Raw genomic sequence first — 25,036 nt, 5'->3', positions numbered from 1 at the left:
TTAACGTGTCCGAAAAACTCGGGCGACACATACCCTCTCCAAAGGAGACTTTTTATGTCTGACGCCGTTCAGCTTTCGTCCAGCATGCGGACCAACCTGCTGCTGCTGCAGCAGACCAACACCGCGACCAGCAAGCTGGAAAACCAGCTGGCGACCGGTAACAAGGTCAATTCCGCCCTTGACGGTCCGACCGCTTTCTTCGCCGCGCAGAGCCTGAATCAGCGCGCAAGCGACCTGTCCACCCTGAAGGACGGCATGTCGCAGGCCGTCAGCACGATCAAGGCTGGCAGCCAGGGCATCACCTCCATCCAGTCGCTCGTGACCCAGGCTCAGGGCCTGCTGACGACCGCCTATGCCAACCTGGGCACGGATGCCGGTGCCGTCGCGACCCGCAAGTCGCTGGCCGATCAGTTCAACGGTATCAAGGACCAGATCGACAAGCTGGCGGGTGACAGCGGCTACTCGGGCAAGAACCTGGTTGCCGGTAATGGCCAGTCCTTCGCCGCCACCTCGACCACGATCGCGACCGCCAACTCGATCACCTCGATCTCGAACGCCCGCGTCACCAACATCACCGGCGCCGACACCTACTCGGTGAAGATTTCCGGCACCGGCGACATCTCCGGCGCCGCCGGCGACATCGCCAACGCCGAGACCGCTCGCGGTGTCTTCGGCCTGAAGATTTCCGGCAAGCTGAGCAGCACCTCCGGCAACTTCTCCGACATCTCCATCCAGACCCGCGGCTCGGTCGGCCAGCAGCGCAGCGTCGTGGTGACGGAAGGCGACGAGTCGCGGACCATCAGCTTCTTCGACAACACCCAGTCGGCCACCAACACGCTGCAGACGGCCGGTTCGTCGGGCACGCCCCAGATTTCGCAGGTGTCCATCACCGGCAACATCGAGCAGGGCGACACCTTCACGGCCACGATCAACGGCACGTCCTTCACCTACACCGCTTCGGCTGGTGACGTGTCGGCCGCTGATACCGCGACCCGTCAGCAGAACATCGCCACCAACCTGAAGGCGGTGATCAGCAGCTCCCTGCACGGCGCGTTCTCGGGCTTCTCGGTCGGTGCGGGTGGTGCCAACAACCAGTTCACCATCACCGCCGGCGCCACCGCTGGTACCGCCAGTTCGTTCTCGCTGGGCACTTCGGCGTCGAATGCCCTGACCAAGGACATCTCGCTGTCCTTCTCGTCGGGCACGGTGGTGTCCTTCACCGTGGACCGCGCCTCGCTGGAAGCGCTGGGCACCGCCGGCAACGGCACGTCCACCATCGAGAAGAACGTGGATGTTTCCGTGACCGCCACGGACCTGAACGGCGTCTCCGTGACCCGTTCCGGCACCAACGAGCGCGGCGACTCCAAGCTGTCGGATGGTGAGAACGCCTTCTCGTTCAGCACCGGCACCGTTCGTCTGAACGTCGACGCCAGTAACGTTCGGCAGGCGGCCAGCGCCAACAAGGCCGCCAACATCTCCACCGCGCAGACCACCGCGGCGGGCACGTCGAACGACCTGAGCGTCCAGTTCAACGAGAACAACAGCAGCGGCATCACCGTGGCGGCGACCAACGTCACCACCTCGGGCCAGGGTCTGGCCATCGACTACGCCCAGAACAACTTCCTGGATCGCGCGGACATCGACAAGGCCCAGGCCCAGCTGACCAACGCGACCAACGTTCTGCGCTCCGCGTCCCAGACGCTGGCCACCAACCTGAACATCATTCAGACCCGTTCGGATTTCACCAACGCGTTCAACAATGTGTTGCAGGATGGTGCCGACAACCTGACGCAGGTCGACCAGAACGAAGCCGGCGCTCAGTTGCTGGCCCTGCAGACCAAGCAGTCCCTGGGTGTCACCACCCTGTCCTTGGCCAACCAGGCTCAGCAGTCCATCCTCAAGCTGTTCTAATAGATCAGCTCAAGCGTGGAAGTACCGAGGGTGGCGGACGGCAACGTCCGCCACCTTCTTTTTTGGCTGGGCAATTCCGGCGGCCAGCGGTTTTTTGGTGACCGGACGGGGTCGGCTGCCGTAATTCCTAGGGGTGCGCGCATACGCCCGCCCGTTCGGGCGGCTTCATTCGTTTAAGGTTCTGCCCGGTTCGGCCCGCACGGCTGAGCCATGGCCCCGGGCCCTGGCCCCGAGGCTGCGTTCTGAAGGAAGGATTGCCCCCTTGCCGCTGAAACTGGTGTTACGTCCGGGAGAAAAGCTGATCGTCAACGGCGCCGTCATCGGCATCGGCGATCATCCCGTCTCGCTATTCTTCTACAACAAGGTGAATTTCCTGCGTGGCCGGGAAATCCTGAAGGAAGAGAACTGCGACACCATCGAGAAGCGGCTCTATTTCATCATCCAGCTGATCTATATCTTCCCCGAGGATGCCAGCACCAACATGGTGCACTTCGCCGCCATCCTGGAAGAGGCGCGGGTCCAGCATCCCGACAAGGCCGACCTGTTCGACGAGGTGCAGACGCTGGTGCGCGAGGGCAACAACTACCGCGCGCTGAAGCTGTGCCGCAAGCTGTTCGACATCAAGGAAACGGCCGAGGCCGCGCCGGCCCCCAAGCCGCCGGTGGAGGTTGTGCGCCGCCGCCGCAAGGTGGCCGCCCCCGCCGTCGACGAATAATACCACCGGCACGAGATGTTGACTCGTGCCGGTGTAGCCCGCGACCGCGGGCGCCGGAGCGAGCACCGCAGGGCACAGCGAGGAAGCCGAGCCAGCGCATGCTGGCGCCCGGCGATTGAGGGGGCATTTGAGCGGTCACGATCAAATGCCACGGGTATCAGCTCCGGCCTTTCAGGCCGGCAGCACAATGGTCTCGCACACGGCCAGCGGCCCCAGGGTGGCCGCCGCCGTGGCCCAGGACCATCCCACCCCGAATCCGGACAACAGGACCCGCAAGGCCCCGGCCTTGAGGTCGGCCGCCACCGCGTCGGTCAAGGCCAGCGGCACGCTGGCCGAACTGGTGTTGCCATGGCGGGCCAGGGCCAGCACCAGCTGTTCGTCCGTGGCGCCGATCTTATGGCCCAGGCGGCGGAGCATCATTTCATTGGCCTGGTGCAGGACGAAACGGTCCACATCCGCCGCGGTCCAGCCGATGGCGGCCAAGGTGGCGGCGATGGCGCCCGGCACTTCACGCAACGTGAAGGCGAAGACCTGGGTGCCGTCCATGAACAGGCGTGGCGGCCGGTCCGGCCCCCGCATGGCCCCCCCCGCCGCCATGAGATAGGGGGCACCGGCGCCATCCGTGCCCACGTCCACGATCATGGGCGGCGCGGCGGCGTCGATCTCCAGCGCTGTGGCGGCGGCGGCGTCGCCAAACAGGGGCGCCACCGCCCGGTCATCCGGATCCAGGATATGGCTGGTTGTGTCGCCCGCCAGCAGCAAGGCCCGCGCCGGCCGCCCATCGGCCCGGGGCAGCAATGAGGCGAGCGCCGAGCCCGCCGCCCACAGGCCATAGACATAGCCGGAGCAGCCCAGCGACAGGTCGAAGGCGGCGGCGCTCTTGGACAGGCCCAGCCGCCGCTGCACCAGGCAAGCCGTGGCCGGCAGCACCTGGTCGTGGGTCTGGCTGACGAAGACCAGCAGGTCGACGCTGTCGGCTGCCCAGCCCAGCCCGTCCAGCAGCGCCTGGGCCGCCGGCACCGCCAGGTCGGATGTGCATTGGCCGGGCGCCGCCAAATGGCGGGCATGGATGCCGGTGGCGGTGGCCAGGCGGCGCGCCGCCTCTTCCCCGAAACGGGCGGCCAGGTCCGCCGTATCCTCCACCCGGGCCGGCAGTGCCGAGACGATGCCCCGCACCGCCACACCGTTCAACCGGGCCAACGCCATCAACGATCTCCCATCAGCAACTGATGCCGCCGTCGACCACCAAGGTCTGCCCGGTAATATAGGCGGCGGACGGGCCCAGCAGGAAGCGCACCACCGGCACCACGTCGTCTGCCGTGCCCAAGCGGCCCAGTGGCGTGCGCCGGATGATCTGGTCGCGCTGGCCGGCGCTGAGGGTCGAGGACATCTCTGTCTCCAGATAACCTGGTGCCACCGAGTTGACGGTGATGCCCCGCCGCCCCACCTCTCGCGCCAACGCCCGGGTCATGCCATCCATTCCCGCCTTGGTGGCGGCATAGGCGGCCAGGCCGGTATAGCCGCGCTGCCCAATGATGGAAGAGATGTTGATGATGCGCCCACCAGCGGGCGCCGCCGTGGCTGGGCGGCGCAGCAGATGCCGCAAGGCCGCCCGGGCAGCCTGGATGGCGCCGTTCAGGTTGGTTTGGATCAGGGTGTCGATTTCCACCTGGGGCAAGGTGGCCAAGATGCCCTCGCGCGCGATGCCGGCATTGTTGACCAAGCCATAGAGCCCGCCGGCCCAAGCCGTGGCAGCGTCGACGAAGGCGGTTACCTGATCCGCGTCGCCCACCTGCGCCACCTGAAACAGGAAGCGGTCGCCGTGCCGGGCCGTCAGATCCTCCACCTCCGCCGTTGGCCCGCGGGCGCAGGTGGAGACGCGCCAGCCGTCCGCCAGCAGGGCGCGCACAAGCGCCAAGCCCAGGCCCCGGCTGCCGCCGGTGACGATGATATGGTCACTCATTCCTGCACCCGTTTCTTTTTGCCGGCCGGGGATAATTCCAGCTCCGTAACGAATTCCAACCGCCGGGGGCGGGCCGCCGCCGGCAAGCCAGCCAGGGCCGCCGCCACCCTGGGGCGCAGGACCTCAGGATCCTGGCCCGGTACCACCACCAGCTGTGCCGTCAGCAGATGCCCGGTGATGGGGCTGGCCCGCACCCGCACGGCGGCGTCGGCGACGCCCGGTACCGCCTGGATCAGAGTCTCCACTTCATCGGGCATGACCTTCACGCCGCCGACGTTGACCACACCGTCCTCACGCCCCCGGAACAGCACCCGGTCGCCCACGATGTCCACCCGGTCGCCCGTGGCATACCAGCCGTCGGCATCGGTCAGCAGGCGGCCGCCGGCCAACGCGATGGCCAGCCGGGGCCCCCGGACCCACAACACACCGTCACGCACGGCCAGGTCGGTACCCTCAATTCCGGTCTCCAGCCAGGCGGCGGGGAAGCCGGCGCGGCCGTCCGCTACGGCGAACAGGGCGCCCGCCTCTGTGCTGGCATAGATGTGACGCACGGCGGCGTTGGGAAAGGCGGCCGCCAGCCGGTCCAGCAACGACTGGTCCGTCGCCTCACCCCCCAGAGTCATCGCCTTCAGCGGCGGCGTCTTCCCCGTCAGCAGGAAGGCCCGCCAGAAGCTGGGCGTGGCGCTGATGTGGGTGACCGCATGACGCTGCGCCAGGTCCGCCAGCGCCGGCACGTCGGGGGCGTCGCCCGCCACCAGCGTCCCGCCACCGCGCAACACGGTCAGCAGCACCTGCAGGCCGGCATAGCCACCCGGGTCGAAGGTGGCCAGCCACACGCTGCCCCGCCCCCGCCCCCCCTGGATACGGGCCGCCAGCCGATCGAAAGCGTGGCGCAGACGCTTGGGCGTGCCGGTGGTGCCGGAGCTTTCCAGCACCAGGGCGAAGCCGGGCGCGGCCCCGGACAACGCACCGCCCGGGCGCGTTACCCCGCCGCCGGCATCCACCACCGCGTCAACCCCGGCGGGCACAGCAGTGCCCCGCATCAGGAACAGCTCGGCGTCCAGCAGGCGGGCCGCCAGCAGGGCCACCGCCACAGCCAGCGGTGTGGCCGCAACCGCCGCGATGCGCGCGGCGGGCCGCAACCGGCCGGCCAAGTCCCGCGCCCGCTCAAGCAAGGCCGCCTGGTCATGGGACTGGCCGTCCTGGATCAACCGGCAGGCAGGGTCCAGCCAGCCCATTCCATCCGCCGGAGCGGGGAATGGCGGCGGGGCGGCAGGCGGGGACATCATGGCACCAGGCGGTTCCTTGCGGGGGAACAGGATCAGGAAAAACAGGTCCCTACTATGGGCCAGCCACCCCGCCCGCGACAGCCTTAATGCACCATCCGGCTTAATGCGTCACTTGGCCGATGGCGGCGGCAGGGTCATGGCCAGCTGGTCAAACAGGAAGCCGTAGATGTCCGTCGATAGGGCCACGCGCTCGGCCAGGGAACTGCCATGGCCATGACCGGCATTGGCGGTGGTGCGCAGCAGGATGGGCAGGCCGGTGGGGTTGGCCGCCTGCAGCCGGGCCACCATCTTGCGCGAATGCATGGGATTCACGCGGCCGTCATTCTCCCCCGTCGCCAGCAGCACGGCGGGATAGCGGACCCCATCCGTCACATGGTGATAGGGCGAATAAGCGTACAGCGCCTGGAACTGCGCCGAATCCTTCACGGTGCCGTATTCGGTGATGTTGAAGGCGCCGTTGGGGTCCAGTTCCGTCCGCACCATGTCGTAGATGCCGACATTGCCCACCACGGCGCGGGCCAGGTCCGGATGCTGGGTCAGGGTGGCGCCCATCAGCAGGCCGCCATTGCTGCCGCCGATCAGGGCCAGGTGGTCGGCATCGGTATAGCCCCGCTGCACCAGCAGGCGGGCCACGGCGGCGAAATCGTCGAAGACATGCTGCTTGTTCGTCAGGCGGCCAGCATCGTGCCAGGCCTCGCCAAACTCCGCCCCGCCGCGCAAGTTGGCGATGGCGTAGATGCCGCCGGCGTCCAGCCACAAGCGCTGTTCCGCCGTGAGCTGGCCCGGCGTCAGGCTGACGCCGAAGCCGCCGTAGCCGGTCAGCAGCGCGGGCGCCTTGCCCCCTTTGCGCGCGCCCTTCGGAATGATGATGGTGACCGGCACCGAGGTACCATCGGCGGAGGTGGCGGCGTCGCGCACCACCTCGGCGTCGCTGAAATCCAGCCCACCGGCGGCGGACAGCTTGGTTTCGTCCATGCTTTGCCGGCGCTCGTCGTAGATGGCGTAGGCGGGCGCCTTGAGATAGGTGGTCATGTCATAGAGCACGCGGTTGCCGGCCAGGGGCACCAGCTCATGGTTGGCGGAGACCGGCGGCAGGGGCAGCGGACCCAGCGGCTGACCCGTGGCCGGCGCCACCATGGCCACGGTGATGGGGCCGCCTTCAATGCGGCGCAGATAGACGCGGCTGTCCGTCACGGCCAGGGAGTGGGAGCCCCGGTCGGACAGCAGCGCCGCCTTGCCCTCGGGTACCAGCACCTTGGCATGGACCAGGTTGGTGTCCCCCGGCGCCAGGCGCAACAGGCGCCCCGCCGGCGCATTCAGGCGGGAAATCAGGTAAAGCGCGCCGTCGGGCCCGGGCGCCACCGCCACCGCCTTGTCGGCGAACCGGGTCACCGGCGCCGGTGTGCCGGTAGGCCCGGCGGCCTGGGGCAGCAGGAAGTGTTCGAATTCCCCGCCATCGCCGTTGGCGACCGAGATGACCAGGGGCCCCGTGCCTTCGCGATTGTCCAGCTCCACCTCCGCGATGCGGGGAAAGTCGCGGCCCAGCACGTAACTGTCGTTGCGTGAATCGCCACCCAGCGGGTGCCAGTAGACCTGCATGTAGAAATGACGGTCGGCCTCCGGCCGCTCCTCCCCCGGGTAGCGGGTGTACCAGAAGCCCTTGCCGTCCGCGGACCAGGCCAGGTCGCCACCGCCGGTGGGATATTGCACGCGGGGAATGACCTCACCCACCTCCGTCCCGGTGGCGGTGTCAAAGACATGCACGCTGCCATTCTCACTGCCGCCCGTGGACAGGCTGGCGGCCACCAGCCGGCCGTCGGGGGACGGCACGAACCAGTCCACCGCCGTCAGGCCGCGCGAGTCGATCCGGTTGGGGTCGATGATCACCTTCACGTCCAGCGCGCGCGACGGCGCCGTGGTCATCCCATCATCGATCATGACCACCTGCGGCTGTTGCAGGCGCGGGTCGATATAGCGGGCGAACAGATGGCCGCCGGCGGCGCGCACGCCGGAATAACGGCTGGGCGTAGCGGCGATCAGCGACTCCAGGCGCGCCTTGATGGCGGCGCGCTGGGGTACGGCGTCCAGGTAGACGCGGCTGTAGGCGTTCTCATCAGCCGACCAGCGCTTCACCACCGGGTCGGACCAATCCTCCAGCCAGCGGTAGGGATCGGCCACCGGCTGGCCGAAGAAGCTGTCCGTCACGGGCTTGGCCGGGGTGGAGGGCAGACCCACCGCCCCGGCACCACCGCCAAACCAAGCCATTCCAGCCAAGGACAGGGCGATGAGGCGGGGGGCAGCCAGGCGGGCCATGGGCGGTGTCCAGAAAGGGGAACGGGCCGCGCAGTGCACCACCGGCGGCCCGTTCTGCCAAGCCTCTTCTCGCAAACTTGGAATGCTGGCCCCTTAACCCTCCTCCTAGGACGCGACCGCGTCCGCCGGAGATTTTTGGGAAGCGGAGCGGACTAAAAATCGAGGAAAGCCAAAGCCGTGAATGCGGCTGCCGGCGCTTGAGGAAAAAACTAAGCCTCTTCCTCCGCGTCCAGGTGGAACTGCGCCGTGTCGCCGTCATAGGCGAAGACCTCGGCATAGCGCGCCCAGCTGATCATGGCCTTCAGCGTCTCATCCGCCGCGGTCTCGGACATATGATCCTCCAGCTCCGTCTCGAAGCGGGGCCGGGGGGCGCGGTGGTTTGGGCGTTCCTGCAGGACGCGGCGGATGTGGCTGGCCAGCGGGATGCGTTGCAGCAGATGGTCGGCGAACAGGCGCTTGCGCACGTCCAGCTCGGCCTGGGCGAATTGCCGCGCTGGGGGCAGCAGGCGGATGTCGCCCTCCACCACCTCGGCGAAGCCCAGCATCTGCAAGGTTTCCGCCACCTTCAGCAGGTCGTCGGTGGACATCTGCAGGGCGGAGGAGATGACGGGCAGGTCGGCCACGCCGTTGTGCGGCTCGGCATCCACCATTTCCATCAGACCGGCCAGCACGTTGGTCGACACATGCGGCAGCTGCAGGCTGAGGCCGGCGGCCAGCGTCTCGGCGATGCCCGGCGCCGCCTTGCGCCGGCGGGTCATCAGGCCATAGATGTGGTCCACCAGCTGGCGGAAGGCCGGGTCGGTGCGGACGCGCGGATGGGGCAGCGTCACCTCGATCTCCGCCGCGACCCGGCCCGGGTTGGACGACATCACCAGGATACGGTCGCACATCTGCACCGCCTCCTCGATGTTGTGGGTGACCAGCAACACGGCGCCGATGGCCAGGTGACCATCGCCCCACAGGTCCAGGAAGTCGGTACGGACGGTTTCAGCCGTCAGCACGTCCAGGGCCGAGAACGGCTCGTCCAGCAACAGGATGCCGGGATCCAGCACCAGGGCGCGGGCGAAGCCCACGCGCTGGCGCATGCCGCCCGACAGTTCGCGGGGATAGGCGTTCTCGAACCCGTCCAGGCCGATGAGGTCGATGGCAGCCAGCGCGCGCTTGCGCATCTCCGCCGGGGGCACGCCGCGCGCCTCCAGTCCCACCTGCACGTTCTCCAGCACCGTCAGCCAGGGGAACAGGGCGAACGACTGGAAGACCATGGCCACGTCGTTGGCCGGGCCGGAAACCGGCTTGCCCGCCACGGACACCTGGCCCGAGGTGGAGGACAGCAGGCCGGCGATGATGCGCAGCAGGGTGGACTTGCCGGAGCCGGAGCGGCCCAGCAGGGCCACAATCTCGCGCCGGTCCACCGTCATGTTGACGTTATCCAGCACCAGGGGGCTGTCGGGGTCGGCGTCGTAACGCTTGCTGACGTCCTTCACGGTCAGGATGGGCACGCCGCTGGGCAGCGGACGGGGGCCGGAGGACGCCCCACGGGGAGCGACTCCGGCGGTGGCCAGGTCGGCCGGGGCATGCACGCCCAGGGCCGCGCGCAGGGACTTCGGGGTCAGGTTCATGATGGGGACCTCCGTTCCTTCAGGACACGCGCAGGCGGCGTTCGGCGTACGCGTACAGCGGCCGCCAGACCAGACGGTTGAACAGCACGACGAAACAGACCATGACGACGTTGCCCAGCACCAGGCGCGGGAAGTCGGCGTCTGTCGTCATCTGGGCGATATAGGCGCCAAGTCCACGTGCCTGGACGTGGGTATCGCCCCAGGACACGGCCTCGGCCACGATGCTGGCGTTCCAGGCGCCGCCGCTGGCGGTGATGGCCCCCGTCACCAGGTGGGGGAAGACACCGGGCAGCAGGGCGTCCCGCCACTTCTTCCAGCCGCGCAGGCGCAGGTTGGCGATAACGTCGCGCAGATCCACGGGGTAGGCCTGGGAACCGGCCACCACGTTGAACAGGATGTACCACTGCGTGCCCAGGATCATCAGCGGCGACAGCCAGATGTCCGGGTTCAGGGTCCAGTGCACGATGGCCGCCACCGCCACGGGGAAGAACAGGTTGGACGGGAAGGCGGCCAGGAACTGGGCCAGCGGCTGGACGATGGCGGCCAGGCGCGGGCGCATGCCCACCATCACCCCGATCGGTACCCAGATGACCGCCGCCAGGACGATCAGCACCACCACCCGGACCATGGTGGCCAGGCCCAGCAGCACCACATGGCCGACATCACCCCAGGTGACGCCGGTGGCCATGAACTGGACGCCGTGCACCGCCACGTACAGCGCCATGACGGCCAGGGCGCCCTGCCACACATAATCCCCCATGCGCACGGCCCGGGGGCTGAGCCTGGGTGCCGGCAGCTTGGGCAGGGACGGCAGGCGCCAGCGCAAGGTAGCGCGGGCGGCGCCGCCGGCCGGCCGGCCCAAGGTGCGGAACAGAGTGGAGCGTTCCACCATGGTCAGCACCCAGGAGGTCGGGCGTTCCTCTGCCTGCACGGTGTCGGCGCGGAAGCGGTCGGCCCAGGCGACCAGCGGCCGGAACAGCAGCTGGTCATAAAGGATGATGACGCCCAGCATGGTCAGGATGACCCAGCCGATGGCGCCCAGGTCGCGCTGCTCGATGGCCAGCGCCAGATAGGCGCCCACGCCCGGCAGGGTGATGGTGGTGCTGCCCACCGTCACCGCCTCGGCCGCCACGACGAAGAACCAGCCGCCGGACATGCTCATCATCATGTTCCAGACCAGGCCGGGGATGGCGAAGGGCACCTCAAGCCGCCAGAAGCGCTGCCAGGTGGAGAAGTGATAGCCCGTGCACACCTCTTCCAGGTCGGACGGCACCGTCCGCAGCGACTGGTAGAAGCTGAAGGTCATGTTCCAGGCCTGGCTGGTGAAGATGGCGAAGATGGAGGCCAGCTCCGCCCCCACCACCTGGCCGGGGAACAAGCCCAGGAAGAAGGTCACGGTGAAGGACAGGTATGTCAGCACCGGCACGGACTGCAGGATGTCCAGCGCCGGGATGAGGATCTGCCCCGCGCGCTGGCTTTTCACCGCCAGCGGCGCATAGACCAGGGTGAACAGCAGGGATGCGCCCAGGGCCGCCAGCATGCGCAGCGTCGTGCGCAGGGCGTAGTAGGGCAGCGTCCACGGGTCCAGGGTGATGGGCGTGCGTTCCAGCTGCGACAGCGGCTGCGCCACCTCGTGCCCGCCGAAGACCAACAGGGCCAGCAGGCCCAGGACCAGCGGCAAGGCCACGACGTCCCAGCGGGACGGCGCCAGGCGGGCAAGCGGGCTGGGTGATCCCAGCCCGTCACGGCCGCCGTGAAGGACATGCATCGTCATTGGCCGTTCCCCCCGTCACCCTTGGTTTCGGATGGGGTGTCGGGCCCGAACAGCGTCAGGGGAATCAGGTACCGGTCAGCGGGCGTACCGCGTTCGGCCCTCCGACGGTGCGTCGTTGGCGGCGATGTCATTGGCGGCCACCGGCCGGCGCATCAGCATCCAGCCCATAACGGGGCGGCCGGCGGCATCCTGCCGCCACACCAGGGTGAGGCCATGGCCAGAGAGGGCCGCGCGCTGCGCCTGCGCGGCACGGGCCGCCGCCGCCATGACGGCGGACACGGGATCGGTCCCGGCGGAAAAACGGGTCTTGTTGAGGGCCATTGCTGCCTCCGTCACGCGGCCGGTGCCCGGCGGGGACGAAGGCGGGGATGGGGGCGTCGATGCCCCCGTCTCAGCGAGGGGCCCGACACTCCCACCCACACCCCTGTCCCGGCTGGCGGTCTGTAGCGACCAGTCGCGCCGGATGGGTCCGGCCAAACGGGTCCGCGCCGCTCTCACTAGGTCGAGGGTTCATTCTCAGGGTGACTGTTCTCTTGGGGTTGACGGCATATCGCCCGTCGTGCGGAACCGGGGTTCCAGACGGCGGAGGACAACCGACGGCCCGCCAATAAACCGGGCGGGGGACCCGCGTCAACCCCAAACCAGAGCGCGATTTGCCGCGATGCAAAATCATCCGGTCCCGATCATGCCGCGCGGGCCGGTTTCACCCTGCCATGCGCCAATTGGCGCAGGCGGTATCCGGCGTGGGATGACATAAAACCGTCACCCGGCACCGCTATAGCCTGCCGGCCGGCATGGGCGGGATGGCCCTGAGGATGGACGGCGAAGCGGACCCAGGCGGGCGGGTGCAAGCGGTGCTGACGCCTGGCGGTTTTCGGGGTAAGAGAAGGCGCGAAATACAAGGCAGGGCAGTCGGGTACGGGCCTTTTCAAATCTTACCGGCCACGCCCATCCGTGGGAATAAGCGAGACAACAGGATCTTCGGACGGCCGGCGTATAAACCCGGGTTCCAGAGATCATCGGGAAGGTTGGGATTTCGATGCGACGCAGTGTTTGGGTGTCTGCCCTGGTCGTGGTGCTGCTGGGTGGTGGCGCGTGGTGGGTCATGCACAAGAAGCCGAGCAGCCAGGACGCGGGCAGCCCCCCAGGTGCGCCGGGTGGGCGGCCCGGCGCCGGCGGCCCGCCCCCGGGCGGCCCCGGGGGCCCCGGTGGGGGCGGCGGGCGTCGCGGCGGCGGCTTCTCCATCCCAACCGTGGCGGTGACGCCGGTGGTGCTGGCCGACATGCCGGTCTACCTGGACGGCCTGGGCACGGTGCAGGCGCTGAACACCGTCACGGTCAAGACCCGCATCGGCGGCCAGCTGACCAAGGTCGCCTTCACCGAAGGCCAGACCGTGAAGGCCGGCGACACCCTGGCGGTGGTCGATCCGCGCCTGTACCAGGCGGCGTATGACCAGGCGGTGGCCAAGGTGGCACAGGACCAGGCGCAACTGGCCAACGCCCGGCTGGACCTGGAGCGGTACCGCGCCCTGGCGGCCGAGAAGTACGGCACGCAGCAGACCTATGACACGCAGAAGGCCACCGTCGCCCAGTATGAGGCGACGCTGAAGTACGACCAGGCGGCCGTGGAAACCGCCCGGACCAACCTGGACTGGACGGTGACCAAGGCGCCCATCGACGGCCGCACCGGCCTGCGCCTGGTGGACGTGGGCAACATCGTCAGCTCCGGCGACAGCACCGGCCTGGTGGTCATCACCCAGATGCAGCCCATCTCGGGTGTCTTTACCCTGCCGCAGCAGCAGCTGGACGTCATCAATGCCCACCTGGCCAAGGGCGAGACGCTGAGCGTGCTGGCCGTCAGTTCCGACGGCCGCCAGCTGGACAAGGGCACCCTGACCACCCTGGACAACCAGGTGGACACCACCACCGGCACCATCAAGCTGAAGGCGTCCTTCCCCAACAAGGACAATCGCCTGTGGCCGGGCGGCTTCGTCAACATGCGCCTGCTGCTGGAAGTGAAGCCCAAGCTGGCCGTGGTGCCGGCCTCCAGCATCCAGCATGGCCCCAACGGCACCTTCGTCTACATCGTCAACGAGGACAACACCGTCACCCCCCGCCCCGTGACCGTCATCCTGAACGAAGGCGACAAGTCCGCCCTGTCCGACGGCGTGCAGGTGGGCGAGCGCGTGGTGGTCAACGGCCAGGACCGCCTGCAGGACGGCGCCAAGATCAACATCGCCGCCCCGGCGGGCGCGACGCCGGACGCCGGGGCGCCCGCGGGCGCCACCGGCCAACACCACCGCGGCCAGGGTCAGGGCGGCAACGGCCAGGCCGGGCCCGAGGGTGAGCACCATCGCCGCCGCAACCAGGGCGGCCAGCCGGGCAGCGACCCGGCCCAGGGCCCGACGCCACAGGGTGCGCCCAACCCCAATCAACCCGGCAATGGCCAGCCTGCCAATGGCCAGCCCGCGCAGGACAACACCCAGGGCAGCCAGCCGCGATGAACGTTTCCGCCCCCTTCATCGCCCGGCCGATCGCCACCACGCTACTGGCGATCGGCATCGTGCTGGTGGGCTTCCTGGGGTATCGGGCGCTGCCGGTGTCGTCGCTGCCGGAAGTGGACTTCCCCGTCATCCAGGTCACCACCCAGCTGCCCGGCGCCAGCGCCGACACCACCGCCACGCTGATCACCGCCTCGCTGGAACGCCAGCTGGGGCAGATTCCCGGCCTGGACGTCATGACGTCCATCTCCAGCTTCGGCGTGTCCAACATCACGCTGCAGTTCGGCCTGGGCCACAACATCGACGACGCAGCACAGGACGTGCAGGCGGCCATCAACGCCGCCGGCAGCACCCTGCCCAAGACGCTGCCCTATCCGCCCACATACGCCAAGGTCAACCCGGCGGACCCGCCCATCCTGTCGCTGGCGCTGACCTCGGAAACCCTGCCCATCTCCACCCTTTCCGACACGGCCGACAGCCTGCTGGCGCAGAAGCTGAGCCAGGTGTCGGGCGTGGGCCGCGTCACCGTGCAGGGCAACCAGCGCCCGGCCGTGCGCATCCAGATCCAGCCGGAGCGCCTGGCCGCCTACAGCCTGAGCATGGAGGACATCCGCACCGCCCTGGGCAAGGCCAACGTGAACCAAGCCAAGGGCAGCTTCGACGGCGTCGCCCAGGCCTATACCATCACCGCCAACGACCAGATCGAAAAGGCCGAGGCCTATTCCGACGTCATCGTCACCTACAAGAACGGCGCCCCCGTCCACCTGAAAGACGTGGGCGTGGTGACGCGCGGGCTGGAAAACTCCCGCGTCGGCGCCTGGTTCAACGGCAAGCAGGGCGTGCTGCTGGACATCCAGCGCCAGCCCGGCGCCAACATCGTGGAAACGGCGGACCGGCTGAAGTCCAAGCTGCATGAGCTGCAATCGGCCCTGCCCGCCGGCATCAAGCTGACCATCGTCGCCGACCGGACGGAAACCATCCGCGCCAGCGTGCGCGACGTGCAGCAAACCCTGGTGCTGACCACCGTGCTGGTGGTGCTGGTCATCCTGGCCTTCCTGCGGTCCGGCCGCGCCACCGTCATCCCGGCCGTGGCCCTGCCCCTGTCGCTGATCGTCACCTTCGGCGTCATGGCGCTGTGCGGTTTCAGCCTGGACAACCTGTCGCTGATGGCCCTGACCATCGGCACCGGCTTCGTCGTCGACGACGCCATCGTCATGATCGAGAACGTCATCCGCTACATCGAGGCGGGCGAGGCGCCCCTGCCGGCCGCCTACAAGGGCGCCAAGCAGATCGGCTTCACCGTGATCTCGCTGACGGTGTCGCTGGTGGCGGTGTTCATCCCCCTGCTGTTCATGAGCGGCATCATCGGCCGCCTGTTCCGCGAGTTCTCGCTGACCTTGACCATCGCCGTCGTCGCCTCGGCCGTCGTGTCGCTGACCGTCACGCCCATGATGTGCGGCCGCCTGCTGCGCAGCCATGCCGAGGAACAGGCCGCCCACCGACGCCGCGCGCGCTGGGCCAAATATTCCCCCCTGGAATGGACGGAAGCCGGCTTCAACTGGATGCTGCGGGGCTATGAGCGGACCCTGTCCGTGGTCATGCGCTTCCAGTTCCTGACCCTGCTGGTGGCCATCGGCACCCTGGTGCTGACCGTCGTCCTCTACATGTGGATGCCCAAGGGCTTCCTGCCCAGCCAGGACACCGGCATCCTGGCCATCACCGTGGACGGCGACCAGGACAGCTCGTTCTCGTCCATGCGCCGCCTGCAGCAGCAGGTGGCCGATATCGTCGCCCAGGACCCCGACGTGGTGTCGGTGACCAGCTTCGCCGGCGCCAGCACCGTCAACCCCACCCCCAATACCGCCCACCTGTCGGTGGGCCTGAAGCCGCGGGACGAACGATCGGCCAATGCCGACGCGGTCGCCGTGCGCCTCAGCCACAAGCTGTCGGGCGTGCAGGGTGAGGTCTACGTCCAGTCGGTGCAGGACATCCAGATCGGCGCCCGCGCCAGCCGCACGCAGTACCAGTACACTCTGGCCGACGCCGATGGCGTGGAACTGGCGGAATGGGCGCCCAAGCTAGTGGCCAAGCTGCGCAGCCTGCCCCAGTTCCGCGACGTAGCCAGCGACCAGCAGACCAATGGCCGCCAAGTGGTGCTGAACGTCGACCGCGCCCTGGCCGCCCGCCTGGGCGTCAGCATCCAGAGCATCGACGACGTGCTGTACGACGCCTTCGGCCAGCGCCAGATCTCCACCATCTACGCCCAGATGAACCAGTACCGCGTGGTGCTGGAGGTGCCGGAGAAGCTGCAATCCAGCCCCGAGGCGCTGGGCCGCCTGTATGTGCCCAGCACCGGCGGGCCGGTGGCGGTGAACACGGTGGCGCAGAGCACCCAGGTCACCACCAACACCCAGGTGCCGCTGAGTTCTCTGGTACAGATCGAGACCACCAGCGCGCCCCTGACGGTGAACCACCAGGCCCAGTTCCCGGCCCTGACCGTCACCTTCAACCTGGCCGAGGGCCAGTCGCTGGGTGACGCGGTAGACGCCGTGACCAAGGCGGAGAAGGACATCGGCATGCCGGACACGGTGACCGGGTCCTTCGCCGGCGAGGCGGCGGAATTCCAGACCTCCATCGCCAGCGAGCCGTGGCTGATCGCCGCCGCCGTGGTGACGATCTACATCGTGCTGGGCGTGCTGTATGAGAGCATCATCCACCCGGTGACCATCCTGTCGACCCTGCCATCGGCCGGCATCGGCGCCCTGCTGGCGCTGTGGCTGACCGGCAACGACCTGTCGCTGGTCGCCCTGATCGGCATCGTGCTGCTGATGGGCATCGTGAAGAAGAACGCCATCATGATGATCGACTTCGCCATCGAGGCGGAACGGGTGGAGGGCAAATCCCCCCACGACTCGATCGTGGAGGCCTGTCTGCTGCGCTTCCGCCCCATCATGATGACCACCATGGCGGCGCTGCTGGGCGCCCTGCCCCTGGCGCTGGAGCATGGCACGGGGTCGGAGCTGCGCCGGCCGCTGGGCATCACCATCGTCGGCGGCCTGATCCTGTCGCAGCTGCTGACCCTGTACACCACGCCGGTGATCTATCTGTACATGGAGCGGCTGCGCGCCTGGGTCGCCCGGCGCACCGGCGGCGACCGGACGGAAGACGTGCCCCCGGGCGCGCCCCCACCCCTGACGGGCCTGGCGGACTGAGGCGCGGAGCAGCCACCCCATGAGCATCTCCGAACCCTTCATCCGCCGGCCCATCGGCACGGCCCTGCTGGCCATCGGCCTGGCGCTGGTGGGGGCGGTGGCGTACGCCTTCCTGCCGGTGGCGTCCCTGCCCAACACCGACCTGCCCATCATCTTCATCCAGGCCAGGGAATCGGGGGCCGACCCCGTGACCATGGCCGCGACGGTGACCGCCCCGCTGGAGCGTCACCTGGGTGAGATCGCCGGCGTGAACGAGATGACCTCGTCCACGTCGCTGGGCGTCAGCACCATCATCCTGCAGTTCGACGTCAGCCGGCCGGTGACGGACGCGGCGCGCGACGTGCAGGCGGCCATCAGCGCCGCCGCCACCGACCTGCCCTCCGGCCTGACCAGCCAACCCACGTTCCGCAAGGCCAACCCCAACGGCCGGCCCATCATGACGCTGGCCCTGACGTCCAAGACCCTGACCAACCAGGCCATCTTCGACGCCGCCGACGGCATCCTGGCCCAGCGCCTGTCGCAGATCGAGGGCGTGGCCCAGGCCTCGGCCGCCGGTGGCGAGAAGTCCGCCATCCGCGTGCAGGTGGACGTGAACGCCCTGGCCGCGCGTAAGATCAGCCTGGCCGACATCAGCACCGCCATCACCAACGCCAACGTCAGCCAGCCCGTGGGCACCATGGACGGCGAAGACACGCTGATGACGGTTACCACCAACGACACCATGCTGAAGGCGCAGGACTACCGCGACCTGGTGGTGCGCACCGCCAGCGGCACCGTCTTCCGCCTGGGTGACGTGGCCACGGTGCTGAACAGCTCGGAAAACATCCGGCAGGCGGGCTGGTTCGGCACGCAGCCGGCCGTGCTGGTCTCGGTGCTGAAGCAGCCCGGCGCCAACGTCATCAAGACGGTGGACCTGATCAAGGCCAACCTGGGCCAGATCCAGAAGTGGCTGCCGCCCGGCATCGACATCAACGTGGTCAACGACCAGACCGGCACCATCCGCGCCAGCGTGGACGACGTGCAGATCACCATGCTGATCTCCATCGGCCTGGTCATCCTGGTGGTGGGCCTGTTCCTGCGCCGCCTGGCGCCCACGCTGGCCGCCGCCACCGCCGTGCCCCTGTCGCTGGCCGGCACCTTCGCCGTCATGTGGATGCTGGACTACAGCATGGACAACCTGTCGCTGATGGCCCTGACCATCAGCGTGGGCTTCGTGGTCGACGACGCCATCGTCATGATCGAGAACGCCGTCCGCCATCGTGAGATGGGCAAGCCGCCCTTGCAGGCGGCCCTGGACGGCGCGCGCGAGATCGGCTTCACCATCGTGTCCATGACCCTGTCGCTGGTGGCCGTATTCATGCCCATCATCTTCATGGGCGGGCTGGCGGGCCGGCTGTTCCACGAATTCGCCATGACCCTGACGGCGGCCATCCTGGTGTCGGGCATCGTATCGGTGACCCTGACGCCCATGATGTGCGCCCGCTTCGTCGACCATGCCCGGGAGCGCAAGGCCAACTGGGCCGACCGCTGGGTGGGCCGGCCGCTGGACGGCGCCACCAACCTGTATATGAAGGGCCTGGGCTGGGTGATGCGGCACCGCATCCTCATGCTGTTCGTGGCCATCGGCACCATTTTCGGCACCGTCTACCTGTATGGCGTGGTGCCCAAGGGCGGCTTCCCCCAGCAGGACACGGGCCTGCTGCGCGGCAGCGTGCGCGCCTCGGCCGACACCTCCTTCCAGACCATGCAACGCCGCATGCAGGAGGTGGTGAAGATCATCGCCGACGATCCGGCGGTGGCGGCCATCGGCGGCACCACCGGCGGCGGCGGCGGCGGCCCCGGCAGCAGCAGCGCCAACACCGGCAGCATGACCATCTCGCTGAAGCCCAGGAACCAGCGCGACGCCAGCGCCGACCAGGTCATCGCCCGCCTGCGGCCCAAGTTCGCCAAGATGGAGGCGCTGCAGGTCTTCCTGCAGGCGGAGCAGGACCTGCGCTTTGGCGGACGCAGCAGCGACTCGCAGTTCCAGGTCTCACTGCTGAGCGACAACCTGGACGACCTCTATGAATGGGGGCCGAAGCTGGTGACCAAGCTGAAGGAGCTGCCGGACTATTTCCAGGATGTCAGTTCCGACCAGGACAAGGCCGGCCTGGACGCCAAGGTGGTCATCGACCGCAACCTGGCCTCGCGCATGAACCTGACGCCATCGGACGTGGACGCGGCCCTGGGCAACGCCTTCAGCCAGAAGCAGGTCAGCACCCTCTACGGCGCCCGCAACCAGTACCACGTGGTGCTGGAGGCGACGCCCAATGAGCAGAAGGGTCCGGACGATTTGGTGCGCATCTATGTGAAGTCGGTGGCGGGCATGGTGCCGCTATCCACCTTCGCCAAGGTGCAGGTGCAGGAATCGCCCCTGTCGGTGAACCATGAGGGGCAGTACCCCTCCTCCACCCTCAGCTTCAACCTGGCCGACGGCGTCGCCCAGGTGGACGCCCTGGCCCGGGCGCAGCAGGCGGTGACGGAACTGGCCATGCCGGCCTCGATGCGGGTGGAGGTGGGCGGCATCGCCCGCATCTTCCAACAGCAGAACCAGGGCCAGCCCCTGCTGATCGTGGCGGCGCTGGTGACCATCTACATCGTACTGGGCATGCTGTACGAAAGCTGGGCCCAGCCCATCACCATCCTGTCCACCCTGCCCTCCGCCGGCATCGGCGCCATCCTGGCGCTGATGGCCACGGGGTTCGAGCTGTCGATGATCTCCTTCATCGGCATCATCCTGCTGATGGGCATCGTGAAGAAGAACGCCATCATGCTGGTGGACTTCGCCCTGGCGGCGGAGCGCATCCAGGGCATGTCCCCCGTGGACGCCATCACGGAGGCGTGCCGCGAACGGTTCCGCCCCATCACCATGACCACGCTGACCGCCCTGCTGGGCGCCGTGCCGCTGGCCATCGGCGGCGGAACGGGGGCGGAGCTGCGCCAGCCGCTGGGCGTCGCCCTGGTGGGCGGCCTGCTGGTGTCGCAGTTCATCACCCTCTACACCACGCCGGTGATCTACCTGGCGCTGCGGAACCTGCGGCCGCGCAGGCCCATGCTGTCCCGCCTGCACGCGGCCATGGCCGGGGTGAAGCGAAGCTGAGGCATCCGACAGGACCAATGGAAAGGGCCCGCCGGATCACCCCGGTGGGCCCTTCTCATTTTCGCGCGGATCAGACGGGCCGGATCAGGAGGCGACCAATGACCAGTCGGTCGGCTCCCACAGGGCGCCGGAGTCGGCAACGGCATCGCCCTGGAACAGCAGCGCGTCCGGCGTGACGCCGCAGGCGCGGTAGCCGAACAGGGCCAGGGTGGCCGGCAGATCCACGCCCCAGCCCTTGGCGCCGCGCCGGTCGATGACGACCAGCCGGGGGCGCAGGGCCTGGGGTGCCGCCTGCAGGAAGGGGATCAGCGCCAGGTCGGCGCCGGCCTTGTAGCCCAGGCGCAGCACGTCGACACGATGCAGGCCGGCAGCCCGCACCAAATCCAGCAGCGGGCGGGTGCGCACCAGGGCCGGCGGTGGCCCCTCCCAGGCGGGCACCGCGGCGGCCCTGCGGGCGCCGGTCGCGAGGACCAGGCCGTCGCAAGTGGGGCCCGCCGCCTCTTCCGCCAGGGTCACGGTAGCGGCGATGGGATTCAGGGAGAGGTTGACCGCCAGCCGGTCGCGGGTGGCGGCGTTCGGCTCCACCGCCAGCACGCGGCCCTGGGGGCCCAGGTGGCGCGCGGCGGCAAGGGTGTGCAGGCCGGTGCCGGCGCCGACATCGACAAAAACACCATCGGCTGGCAGGGCCGCCGCGACATGGGCCCGGGCCCGGGCCGCCGCCTGGCGGGGCAGCGCCAGGAACCGGCGGTCGTCGGCATGGTCGCGGACGTGCAGGCGGCGGCGCAGGCCATCGGCCGCCACATCAATGACGGAGCCGTAGAGCCAGGGCACCATGACCCGCACCACCGGGCCCAGGACGCCGCCGGCCACCCGGCCCCAGCGGCTGGCCGGCAGGGCGGCGCCGAGCGCCAGCAGCAAGCCCGGCAGCCCGCCGGGGCGATGCCGTCCGAAGCCATCGTCCACCGGTGCCACCGGGGCGCGATAGTCGATGACGGGAGTGCCGGCCGCTGGACTGGCGGGCGGAACGTCCCAGGATCCGGAAGACGGGTCCGGCAGCAGGGCGGCGGTGAGGACGGTCATGGTGGTCAGCACCCTCGGTTGATCAGCGCGTGGCAACGATGGCACAGTCAAGCTGACGCCTTGCTGACGCGGTTTTTCGCCTCTCAAACCGGCCCCGCCCCGTGAAAATCAGCAGGACACCGACAGGCCGCGCTTGTTCGCGCGTATAGATACGTCTGCCGCCCGCAGTGGGCGACTTGTGGGAACTTGGCCGATGCGGCTTCTTTTGGTCGAGGATGAACGGGATCTGCGGACACTAACCGCCGATCACCTGTCGCGAATCGGCTTCACCGTCGATGCCTGCGGCAGCCTGGCCGAGGCCGACGACTATATCTCCACCGCCGACTACGACGCCCTGGTTCTGGACCGGCGCCTGCCCGATGGCGATGGCGTCAGCCTGGTGCGCCGCCTGCGCGGCTGCCGCCGCAAGGTGCCCATCCTGATGCTGACGGCCCGGTCCACCCTGGATGATCGCATCGAGGGGCTGGACGCCGGCGCCGACGATTACCTGGTCAAGCCCTTCGACATGGGGGAGCTGGCGGCCCGACTGCGGGCCCTGCTGCGTCGGCCGGGTGGCGTCATTGGCGTGGTGCTGGAATGCGGCAACCTGTCCTTCGACAGCGCCGCCCGCAGCGTGGCCGTGGCCGGTGCCCCGCTGACCCTGACGGCGCGCGAGCTGGCCCTGCTGGAGGTGCTGCTGCGCAAGGTGGACCAGGTGGTGACCAAGGCGCACATCGACAGCGCCCTCTACGGCTTCGGCAACGAGGCCACCGACAACGCGGTGGAGGCCCTGGTGTCCCGCCTGCGCCGCAAGCTGGCGACGGCGGAGGCCACGGCCGGCATTATCACCATGCGCGGCCTGGGCTATATGATGAGCGCGTCGTGAGCCCCCTCTTTCCTCGGATTTCTTCCTGATGCTGGCCACCCTGGCGCAGATCTGGCGGCACCGGTCGCTGCAGGGCCGCCTGGCCTGGCGCCTGGGCCTGCTGTTCCTGGCATCCGTCGCCGTGGGTATCCTGCCCCTGGTGGTGCGGCTGGAGGAAGCAGGCGGCGTCGTGCAGCGCAAGGTGCTGCGCGGCCAGGCCAATGAACTGATGGCCGTGTTCAACCACGGCGGCCTGTCGCTGGACCGCCTGCCGCCGGATCTGGCCAACCGCTATGCCCTGGAAGAGGACGGCGTCATCTATGCCGTGTGGGACCAGCACGGCCGGCTGCTGACCCAGTCCCTGCCCCGCGCCGCCAATACCCTGCGCGAGGCGCTGAACCAGCCGGACACGGAATATTTCTTCCGCCCGCCGGGCGAGCCGGAGCGCTATGGCCTGGGCACGCCCATCAAGCTGGGCGACCGCACCCTGACGCTGGCGGTGGCGCAATCGCCCACCGCCGACCAGAAGATCATCAACGGCCTGCTGGATGAATTCGTCCGCGACATCCTGCTGTTCGGCATCCCCGTGGCCCTGATCGCCGCCGCCATCGGCGTCTGGACCATCCGCAGCAGCCTGACCCCCATCCAGGAGGTGTCGGAGGAGGCGGCGGCCATCGGCCTGGACCGGCTGGACCACCGGCTGGACGGCAAGAACCTGCCCAGCGAAGTCCTGCCCCTGGTCGACGCCTTCAACACGGCGCTGGCCCGGCTGGAAGGCAGCTTCCGCCACCACCGCCGCTTCATCGCCGACGCCGCCCACCAGCTGCGCACCCCCCTGGCCGTGGTGCAGGCCCGCCTAGAAAGCGGGGAGGCCGACATGGCGGCTGTGCGCGCCGACGTGCGCCGCCTGTCCCGCCTGGTGGCGCAGCTCTTGTCGCTGTCGCGCCTGTCCGGCACCCCCCTGCCCCGCACCGATCGCGTCATGGCGGGCGAACTGACGGCGGGGGAACTGGTGACCCTGGCGCCCTTCATCCGCTCCCTGGGCAAATCCATCGAGCTGGAGGTTGTGGAGGACTTCCCCCTGGTGTGCAACACCGGCGCCGTGGCCGAGGCCCTGCGCAACCTGGTGGAGAACGCCGTGGCCTATGGCCCGGCCGGCGGCACGGTGGAGGTGCGCGTGGGCCCCGGCCCCATCCTGTCCGTCGCCGACCGGGGCCCCGGCCTGCAAGGCGAGGATCCCCTGACCTTGGCGGAGCCCTTCGTGCGCGGCGCCGCCGGCGCCGGCATCACCGGCTCAGGGCTGGGCCTGGCCATCGCCATGGAAATCATGCGCCAGCACGGCGGCCGCCTGGCCGCCCGCGACCGCCACGGCGGCGGCGCGTTGTTCAGCCTGTGCTTTGAGGATAAGGCTGCTTGATAAGACCCGTCAGGGAACCTCATACCTTCAGGAAGATCCGCCGGCGGTACAGCACCTCGAGGATCGCCCACCACAGGGCGACAAAGCATAGGGCGAAGGCCAGCGAGGCCGCCTTTTCCGGCAGCAGGGGATAGAACACCGCCTCGTAGATCACGTCCTGCAGGGGGGCAATCCGGTGGTCCCAGGGCAGGGTGATGACGCCGCCGATGATGATGGCCATCAGTTCCGATCCGACATAGGCCAGGATGGGGTTGACGCCGAAGACCAGGGCCGGCCGGGTCCAGCGGCGCCAGCCGCGCACCTCCACCACCCACAGCAGGGCACCCAGGCACAGGCAAGCCATGCCGGCGGTCAGGGCCACGAAGGAGCTGGTCCACAGGCTCTTGTTGATGGGGAAGGCCAGATCCCAGATTTCGCCCAGCAGGACGCCCACGACCCCGGCCACGATCAGGCCCCGGATGCGGGCCGGCAACGGCAGGGGCCGGGCCAGCCAGCGGCCGGCCTGGACGCCCAGCAGCGCCGTGGCGATGGCCGGCAGGGTCGACAGGACGCCTTCGGGATCCCAGGTCTTGGCGGCGGCCCACAGGTGGTTGCCCCAGGCGCCCCAGTCGAACAGCGCGCGGTCGACCGCCGCCGCCACGGTGGCGCCGGGATGGGCCAGTGCCGCAAGGCCGGTGGCGCCGGTGCCGGGCACCGGCACGCAGGTCATGACCACCCAATAGCCCAGCAGCAGCAGCAGGATCAGCGCCCCCTGCCCCTTCGGCCCCATCCGCAGCGACAGCAGGCCAGCGGCGGCGTAGCACAGAGCGATGCGCTGCAGCACACCGGGGATGCGCCAGGACAGCACCTGGGCCGCCGCGCGATCGGCCAGCGTGCCGTGACCGGCCAGCGCGTAACCCGGGAACCAGGCGATGAACAGGCCGAGGCCGAACAGGATGAGCGCGCGCCGCAGGATCTGGCGGGCCAAGGCGCCATCGTCATCCCCCCGTGCCCGCCGCTGGGTCAGCGACAGGTGGGTGGTGATGCCCACCATGAACAGGAAGAAGGGGAAGATCAGATCGGTGGGCGTCCAGCCATGCCATTTGGCGTGGCGCAGCGGCCAATAGATGTCGGACCAGGTGCCGGGATCGTTGACCAGCAGCATCAGGGCCACGGTCAGCCCCCGGAAGATGTCCAGCGAGAGCAGGCGTTCAGGCTTGGCGGCGGGAGAGGGCTCCACGGAAGGGCGGTCCAAGGCGGGCGCGGACATGGGGAACAGGC

The 25,036-nt window shown here is 68.9% G+C and carries 16 protein-coding genes; 7 read left to right on the top strand and 9 right to left on the bottom strand.

Features of this window, described 5'->3' with window-relative positions; genetic code table 11:
• Window positions 1-54 precede the first annotated feature (54 nt).
• Window positions 55-1,911, top strand: coding sequence for a flagellin N-terminal helical domain-containing protein (locus FBZ87_RS03040; protein WP_145608874.1), 1,857 nt, complete (start codon window positions 55-57; stop codon window positions 1,909-1,911).
• Between the two features lie 262 nt (window positions 1,912-2,173).
• Window positions 2,174-2,626 (top strand): flagellar biosynthesis repressor FlbT, encoded by a 453-nt coding sequence (locus FBZ87_RS03035; protein WP_145608873.1) that lies wholly within the window; start codon window positions 2,174-2,176, stop codon window positions 2,624-2,626.
• Window positions 2,627-2,797: 171 nt separating this feature from the next.
• Here FBZ87_RS03035 and FBZ87_RS03030 read toward each other — a convergent pair whose 3' ends face one another.
• The 7 genes from FBZ87_RS03030 to FBZ87_RS03000 all read right to left on the bottom strand — a co-directional run bounded on the left by FBZ87_RS03030 (window position 2,798) and on the right by FBZ87_RS03000 (window position 11,905).
• Window positions 2,798-3,832: a 3-oxoacyl-ACP synthase III family protein gene (locus tag FBZ87_RS03030; protein ID WP_145608872.1), complete on the bottom strand. Its 1,035-nt coding sequence runs from the start codon at window positions 3,830-3,832 to the stop codon at window positions 2,798-2,800.
• 13 nt (window positions 3,833-3,845) lie between these two features.
• Window positions 3,846-4,589 (bottom strand): SDR family NAD(P)-dependent oxidoreductase, encoded by a 744-nt coding sequence (locus FBZ87_RS03025; protein WP_186454538.1) that lies wholly within the window; start codon window positions 4,587-4,589, stop codon window positions 3,846-3,848.
• Entirely contained in the window at window positions 4,586-5,878 is a 1,293-nt protein-coding gene (locus tag FBZ87_RS03020) for an AMP-binding protein (protein WP_246134204.1), read from the bottom strand. Before FBZ87_RS03020 ends, FBZ87_RS03025 begins: the two co-directional genes overlap by 4 nt.
• A 108-nt stretch (window positions 5,879-5,986) precedes the next feature.
• Window positions 5,987-8,191, bottom strand: a complete 2,205-nt coding sequence (locus FBZ87_RS03015) for a prolyl oligopeptidase family serine peptidase (protein ID WP_246134203.1) — start codon at window positions 8,189-8,191, stop codon at window positions 5,987-5,989.
• A 209-nt stretch (window positions 8,192-8,400) separates the two neighbouring features.
• Window positions 8,401-9,810, bottom strand: coding sequence for an ABC transporter ATP-binding protein (locus FBZ87_RS03010; protein WP_246134202.1), 1,410 nt, complete (start codon window positions 9,808-9,810; stop codon window positions 8,401-8,403).
• Between the two features lie 19 nt (window positions 9,811-9,829).
• Complete coding sequence (locus FBZ87_RS03005) at window positions 9,830-11,584, bottom strand: ABC transporter permease (protein WP_326486335.1); 1,755 nt, start codon at window positions 11,582-11,584, stop codon at window positions 9,830-9,832.
• A 75-nt stretch (window positions 11,585-11,659) separates the two neighbouring features.
• A complete protein-coding gene (locus tag FBZ87_RS03000; protein WP_040842394.1) occupies window positions 11,660-11,905 on the bottom strand; it encodes a hypothetical protein in 246 nt (81 codons plus the stop codon).
• Window positions 11,906-12,623: 718 nt separating this feature from the next.
• On the opposite strand from FBZ87_RS03000, the gene FBZ87_RS02995 reads away from it, so the two are divergent.
• The 3 genes from FBZ87_RS02995 to FBZ87_RS02985 are packed head-to-tail and all read left to right on the top strand — an operon-like array spanning window position 12,624 to window position 20,435.
• Window positions 12,624-14,087 (top strand): efflux RND transporter periplasmic adaptor subunit, encoded by a 1,464-nt coding sequence (locus tag FBZ87_RS02995; protein WP_145608871.1) that lies wholly within the window; start codon window positions 12,624-12,626, stop codon window positions 14,085-14,087.
• The gene (locus tag FBZ87_RS02990) at window positions 14,084-17,296 is read left to right on the top strand and encodes an efflux RND transporter permease subunit (protein WP_145608870.1); all 3,213 of its coding nucleotides are present in this window, start codon (window positions 14,084-14,086) and stop codon (window positions 17,294-17,296) included. The genes FBZ87_RS02995 and FBZ87_RS02990 overlap by 4 nt, the downstream gene beginning before the upstream one ends.
• A 19-nt stretch (window positions 17,297-17,315) precedes the next feature.
• Window positions 17,316-20,435 (top strand): efflux RND transporter permease subunit, encoded by a 3,120-nt coding sequence (locus tag FBZ87_RS02985; RefSeq protein WP_145608869.1) that lies wholly within the window; start codon window positions 17,316-17,318, stop codon window positions 20,433-20,435.
• An 84-nt stretch (window positions 20,436-20,519) separates the two neighbouring features.
• Here FBZ87_RS02985 and FBZ87_RS02980 read toward each other — a convergent pair whose 3' ends face one another.
• Complete coding sequence (locus FBZ87_RS02980) at window positions 20,520-21,515, bottom strand: FkbM family methyltransferase (RefSeq protein ID WP_145608868.1); 996 nt, start codon at window positions 21,513-21,515, stop codon at window positions 20,520-20,522.
• 193 nt (window positions 21,516-21,708) lie between these two features.
• Between FBZ87_RS02980 and FBZ87_RS02975 the strand changes: the two genes are divergently transcribed.
• Window positions 21,709-22,380 carry a response regulator transcription factor gene (locus FBZ87_RS02975; RefSeq protein WP_145608867.1) on the top strand — a complete coding sequence of 224 codons (672 nt, stop codon included), beginning with the start codon at window positions 21,709-21,711 and terminating at the stop codon, window positions 22,378-22,380.
• A 28-nt stretch (window positions 22,381-22,408) separates the two neighbouring features.
• Window positions 22,409-23,776, top strand: coding sequence for a sensor histidine kinase (locus FBZ87_RS02970; RefSeq protein ID WP_145608866.1), 1,368 nt, complete (start codon window positions 22,409-22,411; stop codon window positions 23,774-23,776).
• A 19-nt stretch (window positions 23,777-23,795) separates the two neighbouring features.
• Here FBZ87_RS02970 and FBZ87_RS02965 read toward each other — a convergent pair whose 3' ends face one another.
• Complete coding sequence (locus tag FBZ87_RS02965) at window positions 23,796-25,025, bottom strand: acyltransferase family protein (RefSeq protein WP_145608865.1); 1,230 nt, start codon at window positions 25,023-25,025, stop codon at window positions 23,796-23,798.
• Window positions 25,026-25,036 lie beyond the last annotated feature (11 nt).

It is taken from the genome of Nitrospirillum amazonense, assembly GCF_007828035.1.
In the GTDB taxonomy this organism is placed as follows: domain Bacteria; phylum Pseudomonadota; class Alphaproteobacteria; order Azospirillales; family Azospirillaceae; genus Nitrospirillum; species Nitrospirillum amazonense.
This window is presented reverse-complemented; position numbering and strand designations above follow the sequence as displayed.

What these genes read in the sequence shown, in the direction of transcription:
- FBZ87_RS03040 (WP_145608874.1), top strand. Translation starts at nt 55, where the DNA reads ATGTCTGACGCCGTTCAGCTTTCGTCCAGCATGCGGACCAACCTGCTG.
- FBZ87_RS03030 (WP_145608872.1), bottom strand. Translation starts at nt 3,832, where the DNA reads ATGGCGTTGGCCCGGTTGAACGGTGTGGCGGTGCGGGGCATCGTCTCG.
- FBZ87_RS03025 (WP_186454538.1), bottom strand. Translation starts at nt 4,589, where the DNA reads ATGAGTGACCATATCATCGTCACCGGCGGCAGCCGGGGCCTGGGCTTG.
- FBZ87_RS03020 (WP_246134204.1), bottom strand. Translation starts at nt 5,878, where the DNA reads ATGATGTCCCCGCCTGCCGCCCCGCCGCCATTCCCCGCTCCGGCGGAT.
- FBZ87_RS03015 (WP_246134203.1), bottom strand. Translation starts at nt 8,191, where the DNA reads ATGGCCCGCCTGGCTGCCCCCCGCCTCATCGCCCTGTCCTTGGCTGGA.
- FBZ87_RS03010 (WP_246134202.1), bottom strand. Translation starts at nt 9,810, where the DNA reads ATGAACCTGACCCCGAAGTCCCTGCGCGCGGCCCTGGGCGTGCATGCC.
- FBZ87_RS03005 (WP_326486335.1), bottom strand. Translation starts at nt 11,584, where the DNA reads ATGACGATGCATGTCCTTCACGGCGGCCGTGACGGGCTGGGATCACCC.
- FBZ87_RS03000 (WP_040842394.1), bottom strand. Translation starts at nt 11,905, where the DNA reads ATGGCCCTCAACAAGACCCGTTTTTCCGCCGGGACCGATCCCGTGTCC.
- FBZ87_RS02995 (WP_145608871.1), top strand. Translation starts at nt 12,624, where the DNA reads ATGCGACGCAGTGTTTGGGTGTCTGCCCTGGTCGTGGTGCTGCTGGGT.
- FBZ87_RS02990 (WP_145608870.1), top strand. Translation starts at nt 14,084, where the DNA reads ATGAACGTTTCCGCCCCCTTCATCGCCCGGCCGATCGCCACCACGCTA.
- FBZ87_RS02985 (WP_145608869.1), top strand. Translation starts at nt 17,316, where the DNA reads ATGAGCATCTCCGAACCCTTCATCCGCCGGCCCATCGGCACGGCCCTG.
- FBZ87_RS02980 (WP_145608868.1), bottom strand. Translation starts at nt 21,515, where the DNA reads ATGACCGTCCTCACCGCCGCCCTGCTGCCGGACCCGTCTTCCGGATCC.
- FBZ87_RS02975 (WP_145608867.1), top strand. Translation starts at nt 21,709, where the DNA reads ATGCGGCTTCTTTTGGTCGAGGATGAACGGGATCTGCGGACACTAACC.
- FBZ87_RS02970 (WP_145608866.1), top strand. Translation starts at nt 22,409, where the DNA reads ATGCTGGCCACCCTGGCGCAGATCTGGCGGCACCGGTCGCTGCAGGGC.
- FBZ87_RS02965 (WP_145608865.1), bottom strand. Translation starts at nt 25,025, where the DNA reads ATGTCCGCGCCCGCCTTGGACCGCCCTTCCGTGGAGCCCTCTCCCGCC.